Here is a 20792-nt window from a genome sequence, read left to right as displayed (position 1 = left end):
ATGAGGGGCCCAGCTTGGCCCAGCCCGATTAACCGAAAGTTAACCCGATGGCCAACGGCTGTCGCCAAGGCCGCGACGGCTGTGGCCTGGCGCGGCATAATCCTGGGTTAATCCGCCTGGGCTTGAATAAGGCCTTTTAAGATCGAGACCCCACCATGCACGTACTGCTCTGCGAGGATGATGACCTGATCGCCAGCGGCATCAGCGCCGGCCTGGGCGCCCAGGGCATGACCGTCGACCGGGTGGCCAGCGCCGCTGCGGCCCAGGCCATGCTGCAGGCAGCAGCGTTCGACGTCATGGTGCTCGACCTCGGCCTGCCCGATGAAGACGGCCTCAAGCTGCTGCAGCGCCTGCGCCAGCAAGGCCATGAACTGCCGGTACTGATCCTCACTGCCCGCGATGCGGTCACCGATCGGGTCGATGGCCTGCAGGCCGGCGGCGACGATTACCTGCTCAAGCCGTTCGACCTGCGCGAACTGGCTGCGCGCCTGCACACCTTGCTGCGCCGCGCCGCCGGGCGGGCGGTGAACATCATCGAGCATGGTCCGCTGCGCTACGACCCCAGCAGCCGCGAAACCTGCCTGGGTGGCCGTCCGGTCGACCTGTCGCGGCGCGAACAGGCGCTGTTGCAGGCACTGCTGCACAACCGCGGCCGGGTGCTTTCCAGCGAGCAGCTCAAGGACAGCGTCTACGGCTTCGGCGACGAGGTCGAGAGCAACGCCCTGAACGTGCATATCCATCACTTGCGGCGCAAGCTGGGCAACGGCATCGTCGAAACCGTGCGCGGCCTGGGTTATCGCCTGGGACCGGCGCAATTGCCGGAGGAGCCGCGAGCATGACCCTGCGTTTGCGCCTGACCCTGATCCTGGGCACCGCCTTTATAGTCATCTGGGTGCTGGCCGCGGCGTGGATGCTGCGCGACCTGCGCATGCAGATGATGTTTTCCCTCGACCAGCGCCTGGTGGCCTCGGCGCGTATGGTCGCAGGTCTCGTCGACCAGTTGCCGCAGCCACTGTCGAGCAAGGGCGAGGGTACGCGCCTGAGCGCTGATCAGTTGAGCGTTGACGGCATGGCTTGCCAGGTCAGCTCGCTGCGGGGTGAAATCCTCGCCCGCAGCCACAACAACGAGCAGCCCCTTGATGATCAGCGCAGCGGTTTCCACGACCAGACCATCGACGGCGCCCGCTGGCGCAGTTTTACCTATGCCCATGGCGATGTGCGTATTACCACCGCCGACCGCCACCAGGAGCGCGAGGCCCTCAACCGCTCGATCTTGCTGGCGGCCTCGGCGCCGGTGCTGATGGCCTTGCTCGGCAGCCTCGGCTTGCTGTGGATGGGCGTTGGCAAGGGCCTGGCGCCGCTCAACCGGATGCGTGACGCCTTGCGCCGGCGCAGCCCGGATTCCCTCGAGCCGTTGCAGGTGCGCGGCCTGCCCAGTGAGCTGCAACCCTTGCTGGAAACCCAGAACCAGCTGTTTTTGCGCATCGGCCAGACCATTGAGCGTGAGCGGCGCCTGACCGACGATGCCGCCCATGAGTTACGCAGCCCGCTGACCGCGATCAAGACCCACCTGCAGGTGGCACGGATGACCGACGGCGAGGTGCGCGAGCAGGCCCTTGAGCATGCCGAGCAGGGCGCTGATCGCTTGCACCGGACCCTTGAGCAACTGTTGTTGCTGGCCCGGGTGGAGGGCCGCCTGTCGTTTGAAGACGGCCTGCAATGCAATGCCGAGCAGATCGCCCGCCAGGCAATCCAGGACACCGGCGTCGACAATGCCCGGCGTATCGATCTGCAATTGGCGCCCGGCGCCGCCCAGGTCTACCTCGGCATGCCCACGCCACTGGCGGTCACGGCGCTGCGCAACCTGCTCGACAATGCTCTGCGTCATACCCGCGGCAGCGAACCGGTGGAGCTGGCGGTGCAAATGGACCAGGATCGTGTGGCATTTTTGGTGCGTGATCACGGCCCCGGTATTCCCGAGCAGGATATCGAGCACCTGACCGAGCGCTTCTGGCGCCATAGCCAGAGTGGCGGCTGCGGGTTGGGTCTGGCGATTGTCCAGGCGATCGTCCAGCGCTGCGCCGGCAGCTTGCGCTTTGACAGCCGCAGCGATGGCTTACGGGTGTTATTGCATATTCCGCTGCGTGCAAACCCGTCATGACAGCCCGCTGCAACGCTGCAGATGAAAAAATCCGCAGCGAGGGGCGGCAGCGGCTAAATCCTCAGGGCGCTGGAGCGTTTTTCAAGCGATAACAACCCGCACTCATCTGGCAACAGGCGCGTGACGGGCACATCCGCTTGCTTGCGAGGGTTTTCCCAGATGTCAGTCGCTATCAGCCTTGCCCAGGCGCTGCCGGTGTCTTCAACCGCAGACGCTCCTGAAACACTTTACGCATTCGATGAGTCGCCGTTGCTGGCACGCCAGAGCCAGCAGGAGTCCAATGCCCGTAGTTACCCACGGCGTATTCCCCTGGCGCTTAAACGCGCCCGTGGCATTTATGTCGAAGACGTCGAAGGGCGTCAGTTCATCGACTGCCTGGCCGGTGCCGGCACCCTGGCGCTGGGGCATAACCACCCGGTGGTGATCGAGGCGATCCAGCAGGTGCTGGCTGATGAGCTGCCGTTGCACACCCTGGACCTGACCACGCCGGTCAAGGACCAGTTCGTCCAGGACCTGTTCAGCCTGCTGCCGGAGCAACTGCGCAGCGAAGCGAAGATCCAGTTCTGCGGGCCGACCGGCACCGATGCAGTGGAAGCAGCGCTCAAACTGGTGCGCACCACCACCGGGCGCAACACTGTGCTGTCGTTCCAGGGCGGCTACCACGGCATGTCCCAGGGCGCACTGAGCCTGATGGGCAGCCTGGGGCCGAAAAAGCCGCTGGCCGCCTTGCTGGCCAATGGCGTGCAATTTCTGCCGTACCCTTATGACTACCGCTGCCCCTTCGGGCTGGGCGGCGAAGAGGGCGTGAAGGTCAACCTGCACTACCTGGAAAACCTGCTCAGCGACCCGGAGAGTGGCGTGCAGCTGCCGGCAGCGGTGATCGTCGAAGTGGTCCAGGGCGAAGGCGGGGTGATCCCGGCGGATATCGAATGGCTGCGCGGTGTGCGGCGTATTACTGAAAAAGCCGGTGTGGCGCTGATCGTCGACGAGATCCAGAGTGGTTTTGCCCGAACCGGCAAGATGTTTGCCTTTGAGCATGCAGGCATCACCCCGGATGTGGTGGTGCTGTCCAAGGCCATCGGTGGCAGCCTGCCGCTGGCGGTGGTGGTTTATCGCCAGTGGCTCGACACCTGGCAGCCTGGCGCCCACGCCGGCACCTTCCGCGGTAACCAGATGGCCATGGCTGCAGGTTCGGCGGTGATCAATTACCTCAAGCGACATGACCTGTGCGCTCACGCCCAGGCCATGGGCGAGCGCCTGGTGGCTCACTTGCGCCGCTTGCAGGAGGATTTTCCGCAGTTGGGTGATATCCGTGGGCGTGGCCTGATGCTGGGGGTCGAGTTGGTCGATCCAAAAGGGCAGGTCGATGCCCAAGGGCATCCAGCCGTCTGCCCGCGTCTGGCGCCGCTGGTGCAGCGCGAATGCCTCAAGCGTGGGCTGATTCTGGAGCTGGGCGGGCGTCAGGGCGCAGTGGTGCGTTTCCTGCCGCCGCTGATCATTACTGCTGAGCAGGTTGATGAGGTGGCGGCGCGCTTTGCTCGGGCGGTTGCTGCGGCGGTGGCCAGCCTGTAGGCAGCCTTGGCATGCACAAGCCCGGTGCACTGCACTGGGCTTTTTTTTGGTTCTTCACGGAATTCAGGGTTGGGTTGTTGAGGCTGCGAGTTTATCCATTCAGTGTGGGGCTGCTGCTGGCCCCTTCCGCCTTTACGGCGGCCTACTTTTCTCTTGGGAAGAAGTAGGCAAAACCGCTTGCTCCTGCATACGGCCCTACGCTGCGCTTCGGGTCCCCTCGCTACGGCACCTTCCGGGGCATCGCGGCCTACGACTTGCTTCGCAAGTCTACATCTCGCGTCTTCGGCTGCCGCCGAAGGTGCTGCGCACCGCCCCTACAGGCACCTACGCTCGGCCTCCTGAAGTCGCTTTTCGCGGCGCCTGGAAGTACGTGCATGAACATCAAGATCAAGACCAAACAAGTTGGTGCTCGTTTTATCAGCGGGCTTGTCCCGCTCCTGTGTCAGCGATGTCTCCGGTCCATACACAAGAACAAAAGGGACCCGCCGTAAGGGCGGAAGGGGCCAACAGCGGCGCCACACCGAATGGATAAGCCCGCAACCCAACCCAAGAATCATAGCCCCGGGGATTCCGTGAAGAACCTTTTTTTGCGCTTCAGTCGAAGCTGCGACCCGCGCGCCAGTAGCCCATCAGCGTCAGGGCGCTGCGATCCAGCCCGCGCTCGGTGATCAGGTAGCGACGGATATTCATCACCGCTGCAGACTCGCCGGCGATCCAGGCATAGAAGTCACCGTTGCCGGGTTGAGCCAGTTCCCAGAGGATCTGCCGGTCGATATCGACCTCCTCCAGGGCGACCTTCGCACCTGTGCCCCCTGCGGCTGCCGGCAGGCGCGCCAGCTCGCGGATGGCATGGATCATCGCTTCGCCATGGGTGCAGTGCAGCACTTCGCGTGGCAGCCAGTTCAGTTCGGTGGCGCGGCTGCAGGTCAGGTCGAGGCAATCGGCTTCGCAGGGGACTTCGATGAACGCCTGCACCGGGACTTCGGGCAGGTCTGCGGCCATCTGTTCGAGGATGCCGGCAATCGCCGGCAGGGCGGTCTCATCGCCGATCAGCAGCAGGTTGCGCAGGTTCTTCGGGGGGCGCCATTCGTAGCCGCCGGGGTCGGCGTCGAAGGCCAGGTTCGGGGCAACTATCTGCAAACGGTCACCGATGCGCGCCTGGGTCGCCCAGGTCGATGCCGGGCCGTTGACGCCGTGCAGGACGAAGTCGACATCCACTTCCAGTGCCTCGCGGCGCAGGTCGCGAATGGTGTAGGTGCGCATCGGCGGGCTCTGCTCGGCGCTCAGGCCGCGACGCGCTTGCTGCCAGGAACCTTGCTTGGGCAGGTTCGGGTATTGGCCATCGGCAGAGGGGAAAAAGATCTTGATGCGCTGGTCGGCCGCCAGGGTACGCATCTGCCCGACATCCTCACCGCTGAACACAAAACGGGTGAGTGACGGGCTGAGGGCAATGATGGCTTTGAGCTGGACATCGAACAGCCCGTAGGCACTGGTTCTGGCAGGTTTGCCGACCAGCTTGCGCAGACCGTTGCCCAAGGCGTTGGTCAAGGAGGTGGAGGCTGACATGGGCGGTACCTTTTCCAAGGGAGGTACCTTGAAAACGAAATAGCCGTTCATTGAATTAGCACGGGGCGGCAGTGGTTAAATTTCCCTCTCCAGGATACGTCCTAGCTTGGATAAAGCCTGCTTCATGGCTGATACGGGTAGGACGATGACGATTTCGCGACGAGGATTCATAGCGGGCCTGGCAGTGGCGGGCGCGACCGTGCCAGCCGTCTATTACGCGCACAAGCAACTGACCCATGATCCAGAGGATGACATCGTCACCCCGGGCGAGGCCAGCGTCGAATTGGCTGATGCTGCTGGCCAACAACTGGCCGATCAACTGCGTGGCGTCTGGGACTTGCGCTTGAGCGGCGCCGATGGCGGGCTCGCCGGGCTGCCTGTGGAAGGCTTGCAGATGTACCTGGACGTCGCCGCCAAAGGTCGGGGCTTGCGGGGCTTTGTCGACACCGAAAGGGTTTTGCGTAGCGATGCCCCGGCCGCTTACCGGGTGCTGGGCGACCTGGTCGGGGCGTCCACTGCCACGGTGCGCTGGCGGCTGATGAGCACCCAGGGTGGGCCGGGCTATGAATGCAGCGCCAGCCTGGATGAAGTCTGGGGCAGTTTTGGCAACGCTGGCAGCGGTACCCTCAGTGGCCGCTTGCAACCGCTGGATCGCTCGATGGCCTTGCCCTTGGCCGACAGTCACTTCGTTGCCGTCAAGCGCCTGTTTCCCGAAGCCCGTGAGCGGCTGCCCTACACCCCACAGTTGCAAGCCTGGTTGATCAGCGCCGAGCACCGCTTGTTCCATCAGCTCTGGCATGCGACCCGCGACAAGTGGCATCGGCTGTCTGAAGAAAAACACGGTGCCTTGCGTGGCCTGGGCTGGCAGCCCGGCCCGCGTGACAAGGAACGTGATGCCCGTGGCCCGCGCAAGCATCGCAACGGCTCGGGGGTGGACTTCCTGTTCATGCACCGGCATATGCTGGGTACCGCCCGCTCGATGCAGGACCTGCCGTCATGGACGCACTTCCCGCTGCCGCAACCCAGTGTCGAGCAGAACCGGCGGGGCTTCGCCCGTTATTACGATAACCACGATGGCTACTGCGTGCCGCCCGGCTGGCGGGCACCGGGCGATGAGGCTTATGGCGTATGGGTCTCGGCGATCAAAGCCAGTGAGACGTTCTGCAGTAACTTCCAGGTCTGGGAATCGCAGTACCAGGACCCGCTGTACCTGTCGAAGCTGACCCTCGGTGCATTCGGTTCGGAGCTGGAAATGAACCTGCACGACTGGCTGCACATGTGCTGGGCGTCGGTGCCGCGCGATCCGGTCAACGGTGCGCCGGTGCCGTTTGCCCGTGATCCGGCTGATTTTGCCGGGCGTTGGTTCGGGGCGGAAAACGACTTTCTCGGCGATCCGTTTTCATCCCATGTCAACCCGGTGTTCTGGGGCTTCCATGGCTGGATCGATGATCGTATCGAAGACTGGTACCGTGCCCATGAGCGCTATAACCCGGGGCAGGTACGGCGCCTTGAGGTCAATGGCGTGCAGTGGTTTGCTCCGGGGCGCTGGGTCGAGGTCGATGACCCGTGGTTGGGGCCGGTGACCCATGGTTGCAGCACTACGCCAGGGATGTTCCCGGGCAAATCGGTGGAAATGGATGTCGAGACCATGAAGCTGGCCCTGCGCATTACCTTTGGCGACGACGACAAGATCGGCGACCTGGTGCGCCGGGTGCCGCAGCGGCCCTGGTATGCACGGCATCTGTCGTTGCGCGGGATTGTTTCCTGATTCGTTGTAGTGGGCCTGCTTTGCAGGCCATCGCCGGCAAGGCCGGCTCTTACAGGGTTTGTGCAGGCAGGTCAGCGCATTAGCGAACCACCTGCCATCCGCCACCCAATGCCTTGTACAGTGCCACGCTGCCTTGCAGCCGGGCCAGGCGCAGTTGTACCTGCTGGTCCTGGGCTTGATACAGCGTGCGTTGGGTTTCCAGTACGGTCAGCAGGGTCTCGGCACCCGCCTGGTAGCGGCGCTCGGAGAGGGTGAAAGCGATCTGCGCCTGCTGCACTTCCTCATCCTGCGACTGGCGCTGCTGTTCGACGCCACTGATGCCATTGAGGGCCTTTTCGACATCGGCAAAGCCGTTGATGATGCTGCTGCGGTAATCCTCCAGCAGTTCATCCTGCTTGGCGCGGGCTTTGTCGCGTTCGGCGCGCAAGCGGCCGTTGTTGAAGATCGGCGCAGCCAACCCGGCACTCAAGGTGTAGTAGGGGCTGCGAAGCACCTGGGCAAAGGTGTCGGCGCCCGAGCCCAGGTCGGCGCCCAGGGTCAGGCTCGGCAGCATCGCCGCGCGGGCGACCCGCACGTCTGCCTGGGCGGCGGCCAGGCTGGCTTCGGCGGTGGCGATATCCGGACGGCGGCTAAGCAGCTCGCTGGGCACGCCACTGCCGATTTGCGGCCAGTTCAGGTGGGTGATCGATTCTTCAAAGGCGGGCAGCGCCTGCACCGGCTCGCCGAGCAAGGTCGCCAGGGTGATGCGCGCCTCCTGCAACTGCTGCTCGAACAGTGGCACCTGGCGTTGCTGGCCGGCGACCAGGCTGCGTTGCTGGGCCAGTTCCAGGGCGGTGGCGGAGCCAGATTGGTAGCGGGTTTCGACCAGGCGCAGGACATCCTCGGCATTACTCAGGTTGAGGCGGGCGATACGCACCTGTTCTCGCAGGGCCAGGCTCTGCAGGTAGCTGTTGGCAACGCCGCTGAGCAGGGTCAGCTCGACGGTCTGGCGATCGAAACGGCTGGCATCCAGGTTGAACAGGGCGCTGTCGCGTGTGGCAGTCTTGGCGCCCCAGAAGTCCACTTCATAGCTGGCGCTCAGTCGGGTGCCGAACGAGGTGCTGGTGCGTTCACGACTGCTGGCATCGAGCTGGTCGAAGCCGTTGCCATGCAGCAGGCGTTGGCGTCTGGCATCGAGGCCGAACTTGAGCTCGGGCAACAACGGCGCGCCGGCAATGACCGCCGAAGCCTGGGCCTGGCGAATACGCGCGGCGGCAGCGGCCAGGTCGAAGCTGTTGTGCCTGGCCTGTTCGATCAGTTGATCAAGCGCGGGGCTGGAGAACTGCCGCCACCAGTTCTCGTGGGGCAGCGGGGTGCTGGTCGCCTGACCTTGCCACTGCGCTGGCGCCTGCAGGCCGCTCGAAAGTGTAGGGGCGGTCGACGTGCAGGCGGCAAGCACCAAACTGATCGACAGGAAACTGAGACGGCTGGGCAGGTTCATGGATTATTCGCTGGTAAGGGCTTTGACCGGGTCGAGGCGGGCGGCTTTGCGCGCGGGCATGAAGCCGAACACCACGCCAGTAACCACTGCGCAGGCAAAGGCGCCAAGCACGGCGGGCAAGGAGAAGGCCACGGCAATGTCGGCCAGTAACAGCACCCCGCCGATCAGCAGGGCCAGGGCAATGCCGGTGACCCCGCCGACCATCGACAGCAGCACCGCCTCACTGAGGAACTGACGCAGGATGTCGCGCTGGCGGGCACCTGTGGCCATGCGGATACCGATCTCGCGGGTGCGTTCGCGCACCGTCATCAACATGATGTTCATCACCCCGATACCGCCGACCAGCAGCGAGATCGCGGCGATCGAGCCGAGCATCAGCGATAGCGTGTTCTGGGTACGCGCCTCGGCCTGGATCAGCGCCGCGTCGTTGGTCAGTTCATAGTCGTGCTTGCCGTTGTGAAGCTTGCGCATCAGGCGGTCGATGGCCGCTTCCGTGTCGGCTACGCGCCGTGAGTCGGCAGCGGCGATGGTCACGTACTCCGGATCGCGGCTGCCGAACAGACGGATGGCGGCGGCCGAGTAGGGCACCACGATGCGCTCGTCGCTGTCCTGATCGCCTGAACTTGCGCCTTTGCCGGCGAGAATCCCGACCACCTGGAAGGGCACGTTCTCGACCAGGATGTACTGGCCGATGGGGTCGTTGCCGGCACCGAAGAGTTTCTCCCGCACCTTCTGGCCGATGACGGCCACGGTTGCCGCGCTCTGTTCGTCGGCTTCGGTGAAGAAGCTGCCCTCAACCACCGGCCAGTTGAAGATCTCGGAAAAGTAAGTGTTGTTGCCGCCGACGTAGAACTGCTGGTTGTTGTTGCCGTAGCGCACCATCAGTTTGCTGCCGATCACTGGCATGATCATCTTTACCTGGGGCAGGCTCGCAACCGCGGCGACATCATCGAGGGTTACCACTCCGGCAGGTTCGCGCAGGGTCGGGGCGCTGCCGCTCAGATAGAGGATATTGGAGCCGAAAGCCGCCATCTGCGCCATGACCTGGCGCTTGCTGCCTTCGCCGACTGCCAGCATGACCACCACCGAGGCGACGCCGATGACGATCCCGAGCAGGGTCAGGGCGGTACGGAAGCGGTTGATCCACATGATCCGCCAGGCCGCCTGCAGCGCCTCGACCAGCTCGCCTTTCCAGGCGCCGCTTGCGGTGGCGCCGAGGTTAAGGCGTTGGCGCAGGTCTTCGGCTTGCAGACCGGGGGCGCTGGGGGCGGAGTCAGCAGATTGCTCTGCCGAATCACTGAGCACCAGGCCGTCACGAATCTCGATGATCCGCTTGGCCCGCGCCGCGACTTCGCGGTCGTGGGTAATCAGGATCACCACATGGCCCTGGCTGGCCAGTTCGTCGAGCAGGGCCATGACTTCGGCGCCGCTCTGGCTGTCCAGTGCCCCGGTTGGTTCGTCGGCGAGGATGATGTGCCCGCCGTTCATCAAGGCACGGGCAATCGACACCCGTTGTTGCTGGCCGCCGGACAACTGATGCGGACGGTTGCCGGTACGGCTGGCCAGGCCCAGGCGTTCAAGCAGGGCGGCGGCGCGGGCGTGGCGTTCGGCAGCGGGGGTGCCGGCATAGATCGCCGGCATCTCGACGTTTTCCTGGGCTGAGCCCGAGGCGATCAGGTGATAGCCCTGGAACACGAAACCGAAGGCTTCGCGGCGTAGCCAGGCCAGTTCATCGCTGTCGAGGTCGGCGACGTCCTTGCCGGCGAAGTAATAGTTGCCCGACGTCGGGCGGTCCAGGCAGCCGAGGATGTTCATCAGCGTCGATTTGCCGGAACCGGAGGCGCCGACAATGGCGACGAACTCACCGGGATGGATGGCCAGGCTGATGCCGCGGACCACCTCAACCTTGGGCGTGTCGACGCCACCGTAGGACTTGCGGATGTCGCGCAGTTCGATCAGGGGCGTGGACATTCAACCCCCGCTTGCGGCAGGCACGCCGATCAGCAGGCGATCGCCTTCGGCCAGGCCGTCGAGCACCTGCACCCGCAAGCGGTCGCTGAGGCCAGTACGAACCTGGCGCTGATTGACCTTGCCCTTACTGTCGAGCACCTGAGCAATGCGCAGGTCATTGCCATCGGCGTGATCATCCAGCGCCGCCACCGGCACGGTCAGCACCTTGCTGGCGCGCCCGGCAACGAAAAACACCTGGGTGGTCATTTCTGCCATCAAGGCGTTGTCCGGGTTATCGACATCGAGCAGTACGGTATAGAGCACCACTTTGCTGCTGGCGCCGCTACCACTGGCGCTGGCCGGGCTGCCGCCGCCCTGGCTGGATTGATCCAGAGGCTTGGGCGGCACCGGCAGAATTTGCCGCACACTGCTGGTCCAGCGGCGCTTGCCGCCGGCCAGAGTGGTGAAGTAGGCGCTCATGCCCGGTTTGACATGGCCGATGTCAGCCTCGGACACCTGGGCCCAGACGGTCATTGGCGACAACTTGGCGATGCGCAGGATCAGCGGGGTTTGCTGTTGGGCGTTAAGGGTCTGGCCTTCCCGGGCATCGACGGCGACCACGGTACCGGACATGGGGGCGTAGATACGCGTGTAACCCAGTTCGGCCTCATCGCTGCGCAGGCTCGCCTGGGCCTGGCGAATCTGCGCGCGGTACATGTCGATCCGCGCCTGGGTGACCTTCAACTGGGCCTGGGCGCTTTGCACGTCTTCCTCGCGGGTGGCGCCGCCGGCGGCCAGGTTGCGCTGGCGCTTGAACTGTTGCTCGGCCAGTTGGTACTGAGCCTTCTGCTCATCCAGCTGGGCCTTTAAGTTGTCGATCGAGAAACGCCCGGCATCAAGCTTTGCCTGCTGCGTGGAGGGGTCGATCTCAACCAGCAACTGACCTTCCTTGACCTGATCTCCGACCTCGACGTGCAATTTGCGGATCTGCCCGGAGGCCTGGGCACCTACGTCCACATAGCGTCGGGGCTGCAAGGTGCCCAGGGCCGTGACACTGCTTTCGATGTCGGTACGGGTCACGGTAACGGTGCTCAACGGGTCGCCACCGGCAGGCAGGGTTTTCCAGGCAAGCAGGGCGCCCAGGCTGAGCAGGCCGAGGCCGCAAAACAGCAGGCGACGAGTATTGGATGAGCGTTTCATGCAGGGTTCCAGCCGGATGGAATGGCCCGTGACATCTCACTGCCGAAGCGGCGCGGCAGACACGGGAGGCTCCCAGGTAAACGAGGTGAGGGCCGTGGAATTTACCGGGATCAAGGTCGATCTTGCTGAGAATAATTATAATTTGTATTATTGCATACTGCCATCATTCAGATCCGCTCAACCACGAGTCAGGGAACCCCCGCAGATGTCGCGGCCAGGTGTTGTGTTGGAAAACTACTATCGCGAACTGGTGAGTTTTCTCTGTGCCCGCCTGGGTAACCGGCAGGCAGCTGAAGACGTTGCCCACGATGCCTATATCCGCGTGCTCGAGCGCAGCGGTGAAGACGATATCGAGCATCCCCGGGCGTTCCTCTACCGCACCGCTCTGAATCTTGTGATCGATGGGCATCGACGTGGTTTGCTGCGCCAGTCCGAGCCGCTTGAAGTGCTCGACACTGATGAGCGTTTCTTTTCCCCGGCGCCGTCCCAGAATATGGACCTCAATCAGCGCCTGGACTTGATGCAGCGCGCCCTGGCCGAACTCAGCCAGCCCTGTCGCGAGAGTTTCCTGCTGCGCAAGCTCGATGGCCTGTCGCACCCACAGATCGCCGAGCGTCTGGGTATCTCGCGTAGCCTGGTAGAGAAACACATTGTTAACGCCATGAAACACTGCCGGCTGCGCATGCGCCAATGGGAGTCGCAGTAACCGGTCAACGTGGAAAAAATGTGAAAATTCCGTAATGGCGTTGCTTGATTTATGTCGATTTCCCGACAACTATCAGTAAAGACCCTTTATCTGGCGAAGTGCCCGCCAATAGCCTGCAATTGATGATCTGGCGCAGTATGGTCAAGGAACGTCTCTAACGCTCTCTGCCTTGGTCATAGACGATGCCGAACAAATCGATGCGGATCCTGATTGCCGATGAACACCCGACGCAGCTACTGCAACTGGAACGGATGCTCAATGGCATGGGCTATTACCGTATAGCCCCGGTCGAGAGCTTCGAGGATCTGCAACGCTTGGTACAGAGTGCGCTGCAACCGTTCAACCTGCTGCTGGGCAACATCGACCTGGCCAGCCATGCCGGCGTCGACCTGGAACGGTTCTGCCGGGTCAACCCGCTGATCCAGCACGCCTTGTTGTATGAATCGCAGCACTTGAAGATCCCCTCGATTCCCGACAACCAGCGCCGTGCCGTGAATGTCAGCCTGCCAAAGGTCCCCGACAACGAGACCATCCAGTCCTTCATGCATATCATTGACTCGCCGCAGGTGATCGGGCATTTGCCGGGCATCCCCGAACACACCGGCAGGCAGGCGTATACCCCACGGCGAATGGACTTCGCCCAGATCGCGTTTTGCCGCCAGTCCTGAAGCCGCGCTGGGTGTGGCCGGGCGGCTTTTGCTATCCTCTTGCGTTTGCCCTGGCGCCTGGTGCGCCGGCACTTGATCACTTGCGGATACCTTTATGACGGCCACTGACCCTGCGCGCGCCCTGCAGCTTTCGCGCAGCGACCACAAGACCCTGGGCCTGGCGGCCCTGGGCGGGGCGCTGGAGATCTACGACTTCATCATCTTCGTGTTCTTCGCCCTGACCCTGAGCCAGTTGTTCTTCCCACCGCAGATGCCCGAATGGCTGCGTTTGCTGCAGAGTTTCGGCATCTTCGTTACCGGCTACCTGGCGCGGCCGCTGGGCGGCATCCTGATGGCCCATTTTGCCGACCACCTGGGGCGCAAGCGGGTGTTCAGCCTGAGCATCCTGATGATGGCCTTGCCGTGCCTGCTGATCGGTGTGATGCCGACCTATGCCGATATCGGCTACGCGGCGCCGCTGATCCTGCTGGCGTTGCGCATCCTTCAGGGCGCAGCGGTAGGGGGCGAGGTGCCCAGCGCCTGGACCTTTGTCGCCGAGCACGCCCCGCCCGGGCGCCGCGGCTACGCCCTGGGCTTCCTGCAGGCGGGGCTGACCTTCGGTTACCTGCTCGGTGCCCTGACCGCCACGGCCCTGGCGCAGCTGTTCAGCCCCCAGGAGGTCCTCGATTACGCCTGGCGCTATCCGTTCCTGCTCGGCGGCGTATTCGGCGTCATTGGTGTGTGGTTGCGCCGCTGGTTGAGCGAGACTCCGGTGTTCCTGGCCTTGCGCGAGCGCCGCGAGCAGCCGCCGGCTTTCCCCTTGCGTACTGTGTTGCGTGAGCATCGCCGTGCGCTGATTCCGGCAGCGCTGCTCACCTGCGTACTGACCTCGGCGGTGGTGGTGTTGGTGGTAATCACCCCGACAGTGATGCAGCAACGCTTCGGCATGAGTGCCGGGCACACCTTCGCCTTGAGCAGCATGGGCATCGTCTTCCTCAATATCGGCTGCGTGCTGGCAGGCTTGCTGGTCGACCGTATCGGCGCCTGGCGTGCCTTGATGATCTACAGCCTGCTGCTGCCACTGGGTATTGCCGGCCTCTATGCCAGTCTGGTCGGTGGCTGGGGCTGGATCGGCATGGCCTACGCCTTGGCCGGACTGGCCTGCGGGGTGGTCGGGGTAGTGCCGTCGGTGATGGTCGGGTTGTTCCCGGCGCAGATTCGGGTGTCGGGCATTTCCTTCACCTACAACATTGCCTACGCCTTGTGGGCAAGTACCACTCCGTTGCTGCTGATTGCCCTGATGCCGTGGAGCCCATGGGTGTGCGTGGGCTTCTGTCTGATCATGGGGGCGGTGGGCTTGCTGACGGCGATGTACTTCGGTGCGCGAGAAGCGACTACCTTCGAAGACGAAGCTGTACGCTGCTGAATCGCGGCCATTGAAAAGCCCCCTGGCCACTACGGCGAGGGGGCTTTTTTATTTACCGGCAGACTTACATGTTCGGGTAAGTCGGGCCGCCGGCGCCTTCCGGGGTGACCCAGGTGATGTTCTGCGAAGGGTCCTTGATGTCACAGGTCTTGCAGTGCACGCAGTTCTGGGCGTTGATCTGGAAGCGCTTGCTGCCGTCTTCCTGGCTGACCACTTCGTACACGCCAGCCGGGCAATAACGCTGGGCCGGCTCGTCGTACAGCGGCAGGTTGGTGCCGATCGGGATGCTCGGGTCGGTGAGCTTGAGGTGGCACGGCTGCTCTTCTTCATGGTTGGTGCTGGAGAGGAACACCGAGCTCAGCTTGTCGAAGCTCAGCTTGCCATCCGGTTTTGGATAGTCGATTTTTTTCGAGTCGGCCGCCAGCTTCAGGCAAGCGTAGTCCGGCTTGGTGTCGTGCAGGGTGAACGGCAGCTTGCCGCCGAACCAGTTCTGGTCGACATAGTTGAACGCCGCACCGAAGATCGGACCGAACTTGTGCATGGCCGGGCCGAAGTTGCGGCTGGCGAACAGTTCTTCATGCAGCCAGCTGGCCTTGAATGCCTCGACATAGCTGTTGAGCTGGTCGCCGCCTTCGCTGCCGCCCAGCAGGGCATCGGCCACCGCATCGGCGGCGAGCATGCCGGACTTCATCGCGGTGTGGCTGCCCTTGATCTTGGCAAAGTTCAAGGTGCCCAGGTCGCAACCGATCAGCGCGCCGCCGTTGAAGACCATCTTCGGCAGCGAGTTCAGGCCGCCTTTGCTGATGGCACGGGCGCCGTAGCTGATGCGTTTGCCGCCTTCGAGGTACTTGCTGATCACCGGATGGTGTTTCAGGCGCTGGAACTCGTCGAACGGCGACAGGTAGGCGTTGCTGTAGGACAGATCGACAATCAGACCGACTACTACCTGGTTGTTCTCCAGGTGATAGAGGAACGAGCCGCCGGTGTTCTCGGCGCTCATTACGTCCAGCGGCCAGCCGGCGGTGTGTACCACCAGGCCTTGTTCATGCTTGGCCGGGTCGATTTCCCAAATTTCTTTCAGACCGATGCCGTAGTGCTGGACGTCGGACTCGCTGTCAAGGTTGAAGCGCTTGATCAACTGCTTGCCGATGTGGCCACGGCAGCCTTCGGCGAACAGCGTGTACTTGCCGCGCAGTTCCATGCCCGGGGTGTACAGGCCTTCCTTGGGATTGCCTTCACGGTCGACGCCGAGGTCACCGGTGATGATCCCGCGGACCACACCATTTTCGTCGAACAGCGCTTCCTGGGCGGCGAAGCCCGGGTAGATTTCCACACCCAGGTTCTCGGCCTGCTGGGCCAGCCAGCGGCACAGGTTACCCAGGGAGATAATGTAGTTGCCTTGGTTGTGCATGGTCTTGGGCACGAACAGGTCCGGGACCTTGATCGAGCTGCCAGCATCCTTGAGCACGTAGATGTCGTCGCGTTTGACTTCGGTGTTGAGCGGCGCGCCGAGCTCTTTCCAGTCCGGGAACAGTTCGTTCAGGGCGCGGGGTTCGAACACCGCACCGGAGAGGATGTGGGCGCCGACTTCCGAGCCTTTCTCGACCACGCAGACGCTGATTTCGTTACCGGCTTCGGCGGCCTTCTGCTTCAGTCGGCAGGCGGCGGACAGGCCAGCCGGGCCAGCGCCGACAATGACCACGTCGAATTCCATGTATTCGCGTTCCACAGGTTCTCTCCTACTCAAGGCTCATCGGTTTTTCTTTGTTGGCGGGTGTCAGGCGGTCATTTTTCAGACGCTCGGGCTGTAGCTCGAGCGATGACGGACTACACCGCTTTCTCTTGGCCGCGCATTATATCTACACCACTCGCGGGGTCCAATACAAACGTTTGTTTGAATTTGCCGCAGGCCAGTAAAATCAAAGAAGCGCGGCTTGAAGCTGACCGGTTTGCCGTATTGACCGGATTGGGCGTTACGGTCAAGATACGAGCGGTTTTGCGCTCGCCGTAGGCTGACCGCAGGATGCAGGAGCACCCCTAAAAACCAGGCGAAAAGCAGGGTAGTTACGCCATAACCCGCTTTGTAGTGGAGTTTACACGCCACGACAAATAATGACCCACGGGTTTTGCAACTGACAGGCCGAATCGAGACTGCTGGGTCAGGGTTAAATTCGTGCCCCTGTGATCGTTTTTAGAGGTGCCCTTGTACCCACGCGCAATCGCCGGGTTTGCCCCAGGCGACATTCTTTTCACCGGAGAGTAACGAGGAATCCATGAAGGTTCTTGTAGCTGTCAAACGAGTGGTCGACTATAACGTCAAGGTTCGCGTCAAGGCGGACAACTCCGGCGTCGACCTTGCTAACGTCAAGATGTCCATGAACCCCTTCTGCGAAATCGCCGTAGAAGAAGCCGTACGCCTGAAAGAGAAGGGTGTTGCGAGCGAGATCGTCGTCGTTACCGTCGGCCCGGCCACTGCCCAGGAGCAACTGCGTACTGCCCTGGCACTGGGTGCCGACCGCGCCATCCTGGTCGAATCGGCTGAAGAGCTGACTTCGCTGGCCGTGGCCAAGCTGCTCAAGGCAGTGGTCGACAAAGAACAACCGCAGCTGGTGATCCTTGGCAAGCAAGCCATCGACAGCGACAACAACCAGACTGGCCAGATGCTGGCTGCACTGAGCGGTTACGCCCAGGGCACCTTCGCTTCCAAGGTTGAGGTTGCTGGCGACAAGGTCAACGTCACCCGCGAAATCGACGGCGGCCTGCAGACTGTTGCGCTGAATCTGCCAGCCATCGTCACCACCGACCTGCGCCTGAACGAGCCGCGCTACGCGTCGCTGCCGAACATCATGAAGGCCAAGAAGAAGCCGCTGGAGACCGTTACTCCAGACGCGCTGGGCGTTTCCACCGCCTCTACCAACAAGACCCTGAAAGTCGAAGCGCCGGCTGCCCGCAGCGCCGGTATCAAGGTCAAGTCGGTTGCTGAACTGGTCGAGAAACTGAAGAACGAGGCGAAGGTAATCTAAATGACTATCCTGGTTATCGCTGAACACGAAAACGGTGCCGTTGCCCCGGCCACCCTGAACACTGTTGCTGCTGCCGCCAAGATCGGTGGCGACATCCACGTGCTGGTCGCAGGCCAGAACGTCGGTGGCGTCGCTGAAGCCGCGGCCAAGATCGCTGGCGTTGCCAAGGTCCTGGTTGCCGACAACGCCGCCTACGCTCACCAGCTGCCAGAAAACGTCGCGCCACTGGTAGCCGAGCTGGGCAAGGGCTACAGCCACGTGCTGGCACCTGCCACCTCCAACGGCAAGAACATCCTGCCGCGCGTTGCCGCGCTGCTGGACGTCGACCAGATCTCCGAGATCATCTCGGTTGAATCGGCTGACACCTTCAAGCGTCCGATCTATGCCGGTAACGCCATTGCCACCGTGCAATCGAACGCTGCCGTCAAAGTCATCACCGTGCGTGCCACCGGCTTTGACGCCGTTGCCGCCGAAGGTGGTTCGGCTGCTGTTGAAGCTGTCGCTGCTGCCCACGACGCAGGCAAATCGGCATTCGTTGGCGAAGAGCTGGCCAAGTCCGACCGCCCTGAGCTGACCGCTGCCAAAATCGTCGTTTCCGGCGGTCGCGGCATGCAGAACGGTGACAACTTCAAGCACCTGTACGCCCTGGCCGACAAGCTCGGCGCTGCCGTCGGTGCTTCGCGCGCTGCGGTCGACGCAGGTTTCGTACCCAACGACATGCAGGTCGGTCAGACCGGCAAGATCGTTGCACCACAGCTGTACATCGCCGTCGGTATTTCCGGCGCGATCCAGCACCTGGCCGGCATGAAAGACTCCAAAGTGATCGTTGCGATCAACAAGGACGAAGAAGCGCCGATCTTCCAGGTGGCCGACTACGGCCTGGTGGCTGACCTGTTCGAAGCCATCCCTGAGCTGGAGAAGCTGGTTTAATCCAGCCGCTTCACTTATAAAAGAGCCCGGTCCGTTCGGGCTGTGCAGGCCTGCCTTGCACAGCCCGGCAGATCGGGCTTTTTCATTCTGGCTAGAAAGTTGGGGAGTGGTTGCATGGGATGGCGTGGCCGGATAAACACGGCGCTGGTGTTCGCTGCGGTGCTGATGCCGTTGCAAGCCTGGGCAGTAGGCAAGTGCGAGCGGCTGGTGGCCACCGGCAGCCCTGATGCCCCGCCGTACTCGTGGCGCGATCCGCAAGATCCAAAGCACCTGATGGGGGCTAACGTCGACCTGTTCAGGCAGGTCGCCAGCGAGCTGGGCCTGAAGGTTGAAGTCCTCGACAGCGGCAGCCGCAGCCAGGCGCTGGAAGAGGTGCGCAGCGGGCGCGTCGACCTGCTGATCGATTCACCCTTTGCGGTGGCCGAACTGACCAGCGTCGACTTTGTCCATCCCTCGCTGCTGAGCAACGAATACGTGGTCTGGACTCGCCACGATTCGCCGCTGGTCTATAACACCCTGGCCGATTTGCATGAGCATCAGGGCAGCGTATCGGAAAAGGCGCGCATGACCCCGGAATTTACTGCCTACGCCAAGAGCCAGTTGCAGTTGGCAACTTCGCAGAATCTGACCCAGGCCTTCCAGAAGTTGCTGCTCGGTCAGGTCGACTATGTGCTGGCCGGCCGCTATGCCGGCATGGCCATGGCCCAGACCCTGGGCATGAGCAACGAGCTGATTGCCCGCGGCTTGCCCCTGGACCGCCCAGGGCTGTACCTGGCGCTGTCGCATAATTCGGCATGCAATGACGCCTGGTTGCGCGGACAACTGGCAAAAAAACTGACAGAATTGCCGGCCTCCGGCGTGTCCCAGGCGGTGCTGCAACGTAATGTCGAACGCTGGAAAGCGCAGATGCAGGCGCCGCTGGATGCCCCTAAACAGTAGGAAGATTGCGTGAGAACTCATCCATTATTCGCCGCTCTGGCACTGCTGGCCCTGGCCGGATGTGCCAATGACCCGGCCCCCAATGAACAGTTGCGCCTGTCCGAGCAGGCACTGGAGCAGGCCAAGGCGGTGGGTGCCACCGACGAAGTGGCAGAGCTGAAGCTTGCCGAAGAAAAACTGGCTCGGGCGCGAGTCAACATGACCAGCGAATCCTACCGTGACGCGCGCATGCGCGCCGAGCAGGCCGAGCTGGACGCGCGCCTGGCCGAAGCGCGGGTGCTGACGGTCAAGAGCAAGGAGCAGCTGGACTTGCTGCAGTCGCGGGTCAATCGCCTGCGTAAACAGTTGGGGGAGCAGCGGTGAGTTCGATCAAACCATTGGCAGCACTGTTGTTGGTCGGTGTTGTCGGCCTGCAGGGCTGCGCCAGCCAGCGTAGCGAGACGGCGCTGGACGAGGCCACGGCCAAGTTCCAGACGGTCAAGGACGATTCCAACGTTTTGCGCAGCGCGCCGCGTGACGTGATTCGTGCCGGTGAATCGCTGGCCCGTGCCGAGCGCCTGTCCAGTTATCTCGGGACCGGCGCCGATGTGCGCCATTACGCCTACCTGAGCCAGCGCTACAGCGACATCGCCCGCGAACACAGTAACCTGGTGCTCAACCAGGAACGCCTGGCCAAGCTTGAGCTTGAGCGTCAGCGCCTGCAACTGGCGTTGCGTGAGGCCAAGCTTGCCAGCGTCCAGCAGCAGGGCAAATGGCTGGAAGCGCAGATCGTCAGCCTGGCCACCGAGCAGAGCGACCGGGGGCTGGTCATGACCCTGGGTGACGTGCTGTTCGACACCGGGCATGCGGAGCTTAAAAACTCGGCCAGCCGCACGGTGCTCAAGCTGGTGCAGTTCCTCCAGCTCAACCCCAAGCGCATTATCCGTATCGAGGGTTTTACCGACAGCACGGGCGCGCCCGAGGATAACCTCAAGCTGTCCCGTGACCGGGCTCAGGCGGTAGCGGACATGCTGATCGACCTGGGTGTCGATGAAAAGCGCATCGAAGTCGAGGGCTATGGCGACCAGTATCCGGTCGAGGCCAATGCCTCGGAGCGGGGCAGGGCGCAGAATCGTCGGGTCGAGATCGTCTTTTCCGACGACAAGGGCAAGCTTGGCGCGGCGCGCTGAGTAATAGATGAAGAAACCCGGTGAGTGTTCCTCTCCGGGTTTTTTTATGGCTCTGCAGGGGCTTGGGTTGGGGTTTTGAAGTGCAGGTTTATCCATTCGGTGTGGTGCTGCTGCTGGCCCCTTCCGCCTTTACGGCGGCCTACTTTTCTCTTGGGAAGAAGTAGGCAAAACCGCTTGCTCCTGCATACGGCCCTACGCTGCGCTTCGGGTCCCCTCGCTACGGCACCTTCCGGGGCATCGCGGCCTACGACTTGC

At 62.8% G+C, this 20792-nt stretch carries 17 protein-coding genes; 12 read left to right on the top strand and 5 right to left on the bottom strand.

Annotated features, from left to right (window positions below; genetic code table 11):
- The first annotated feature begins 155 nt into the window (after positions 1–155).
- The 3 genes from ABIE20_RS23070 to ABIE20_RS23060 all read left to right on the top strand — a co-directional run bounded on the left by ABIE20_RS23070 (position 156) and on the right by ABIE20_RS23060 (position 3733).
- Positions 156–839 carry a response regulator gene (locus ABIE20_RS23070; protein WP_429507552.1) on the top strand — a complete coding sequence of 228 codons (684 nt, stop codon included), beginning with the start codon at positions 156–158 and terminating at the stop codon, positions 837–839.
- A complete protein-coding gene (locus ABIE20_RS23065; protein ID WP_429507550.1) occupies positions 836–2161 on the top strand; it encodes an ATP-binding protein in 1326 nt (441 codons plus the stop codon). Before ABIE20_RS23070 ends, ABIE20_RS23065 begins: the two co-directional genes overlap by 4 nt.
- Positions 2162–2320: 159 nt before the next feature.
- The gene (locus ABIE20_RS23060; protein WP_429507549.1) at positions 2321–3733 is read left to right on the top strand and encodes an aspartate aminotransferase family protein; all 1413 of its coding nucleotides are present in this window, start codon (positions 2321–2323) and stop codon (positions 3731–3733) included.
- 594 nt (positions 3734–4327) lie between these two features.
- Here ABIE20_RS23060 and ABIE20_RS23055 read toward each other — a convergent pair.
- A complete protein-coding gene (locus ABIE20_RS23055; protein WP_429507547.1) occupies positions 4328–5299 on the bottom strand; it encodes a siderophore-interacting protein in 972 nt (323 codons plus the stop codon).
- Positions 5300–5444: 145 nt separating this feature from the next.
- Between ABIE20_RS23055 and ABIE20_RS23050 the strand changes: the two genes are divergently transcribed.
- Positions 5445–7067, top strand: coding sequence for a PvdJ/PvdD/PvdP-like protein (locus ABIE20_RS23050; protein ID WP_429507546.1), 1623 nt, complete (start codon positions 5445–5447; stop codon positions 7065–7067).
- A 79-nt stretch (positions 7068–7146) separates the two neighbouring features.
- Here the strand turns inward: ABIE20_RS23050 and ABIE20_RS23045 are convergent, their stop codons facing one another.
- The 3 genes from ABIE20_RS23045 to ABIE20_RS23035 are packed head-to-tail and all read right to left on the bottom strand — an operon-like array spanning position 7147 to position 11697.
- Positions 7147–8547 (bottom strand): efflux transporter outer membrane subunit, encoded by a 1401-nt coding sequence (locus ABIE20_RS23045; RefSeq protein WP_429507545.1) that lies wholly within the window; start codon positions 8545–8547, stop codon positions 7147–7149.
- Positions 8548–8550: 3 nt separating this feature from the next.
- Positions 8551–10518, bottom strand: coding sequence for a MacB family efflux pump subunit (locus ABIE20_RS23040; RefSeq protein WP_429507543.1), 1968 nt, complete (start codon positions 10516–10518; stop codon positions 8551–8553).
- Positions 10519–11697 carry an efflux RND transporter periplasmic adaptor subunit gene (locus ABIE20_RS23035; protein WP_429507542.1) on the bottom strand — a complete coding sequence of 393 codons (1179 nt, stop codon included), beginning with the start codon at positions 11695–11697 and terminating at the stop codon, positions 10519–10521. It abuts the gene before it with no gap.
- Between the two features lie 226 nt (positions 11698–11923).
- Here ABIE20_RS23035 and ABIE20_RS23030 point away from each other — a divergent pair, with 226 nt between their 5' ends.
- From ABIE20_RS23030 to ABIE20_RS23020, 3 genes are all read left to right on the top strand, one after another.
- Positions 11924–12403: a sigma-70 family RNA polymerase sigma factor gene (locus ABIE20_RS23030; protein WP_429507540.1), complete on the top strand. Its 480-nt coding sequence runs from the start codon at positions 11924–11926 to the stop codon at positions 12401–12403.
- A 182-nt stretch (positions 12404–12585) separates the two neighbouring features.
- The gene (locus ABIE20_RS23025) at positions 12586–13071 is read left to right on the top strand and encodes a histidine kinase (RefSeq protein WP_429507539.1); all 486 of its coding nucleotides are present in this window, start codon (positions 12586–12588) and stop codon (positions 13069–13071) included.
- A gap of 94 nt (positions 13072–13165) precedes the next feature.
- A complete protein-coding gene (locus ABIE20_RS23020) occupies positions 13166–14476 on the top strand; it encodes an MFS transporter (RefSeq protein WP_429507537.1) in 1311 nt (436 codons plus the stop codon).
- A 64-nt stretch (positions 14477–14540) separates the two neighbouring features.
- Here the strand turns inward: ABIE20_RS23020 and ABIE20_RS23015 are convergent, their stop codons facing one another.
- Complete coding sequence (locus ABIE20_RS23015) at positions 14541–16205, bottom strand: electron transfer flavoprotein-ubiquinone oxidoreductase (protein ID WP_429507536.1); 1665 nt, start codon at positions 16203–16205, stop codon at positions 14541–14543.
- A gap of 544 nt (positions 16206–16749) precedes the next feature.
- On the opposite strand from ABIE20_RS23015, the gene ABIE20_RS23010 reads away from it, so the two are divergent.
- From ABIE20_RS23010 to ABIE20_RS22990, 5 genes are all read left to right on the top strand, one after another.
- Entirely contained in the window at positions 16750–17499 is a 750-nt protein-coding gene (locus tag ABIE20_RS23010; RefSeq protein WP_010224703.1) for an electron transfer flavoprotein subunit beta/FixA family protein, read from the top strand.
- Positions 17500–18429 carry an electron transfer flavoprotein subunit alpha/FixB family protein gene (locus ABIE20_RS23005; protein WP_045200521.1) on the top strand — a complete coding sequence of 310 codons (930 nt, stop codon included), beginning with the start codon at positions 17500–17502 and terminating at the stop codon, positions 18427–18429.
- Between the two features lie 114 nt (positions 18430–18543).
- Positions 18544–19368: a substrate-binding periplasmic protein gene (locus tag ABIE20_RS23000; protein ID WP_429507534.1), complete on the top strand. Its 825-nt coding sequence runs from the start codon at positions 18544–18546 to the stop codon at positions 19366–19368.
- Between the two features lie 9 nt (positions 19369–19377).
- Positions 19378–19731: a DUF4398 domain-containing protein gene (locus tag ABIE20_RS22995; RefSeq protein ID WP_429507532.1), complete on the top strand. Its 354-nt coding sequence runs from the start codon at positions 19378–19380 to the stop codon at positions 19729–19731.
- Positions 19728–20537: an OmpA family protein gene (locus ABIE20_RS22990; RefSeq protein WP_429507531.1), complete on the top strand. Its 810-nt coding sequence runs from the start codon at positions 19728–19730 to the stop codon at positions 20535–20537. The genes ABIE20_RS22995 and ABIE20_RS22990 overlap by 4 nt, the downstream gene beginning before the upstream one ends.
- Positions 20538–20792 lie beyond the last annotated feature (255 nt).

The sequence above is a fragment of the Pseudomonas sp. 2835 genome, from assembly GCF_050435905.1.
Taxonomy (GTDB): Bacteria; Pseudomonadota; Gammaproteobacteria; order Pseudomonadales; family Pseudomonadaceae; genus Aquipseudomonas.
This window is presented reverse-complemented; position numbering and strand designations above follow the sequence as displayed.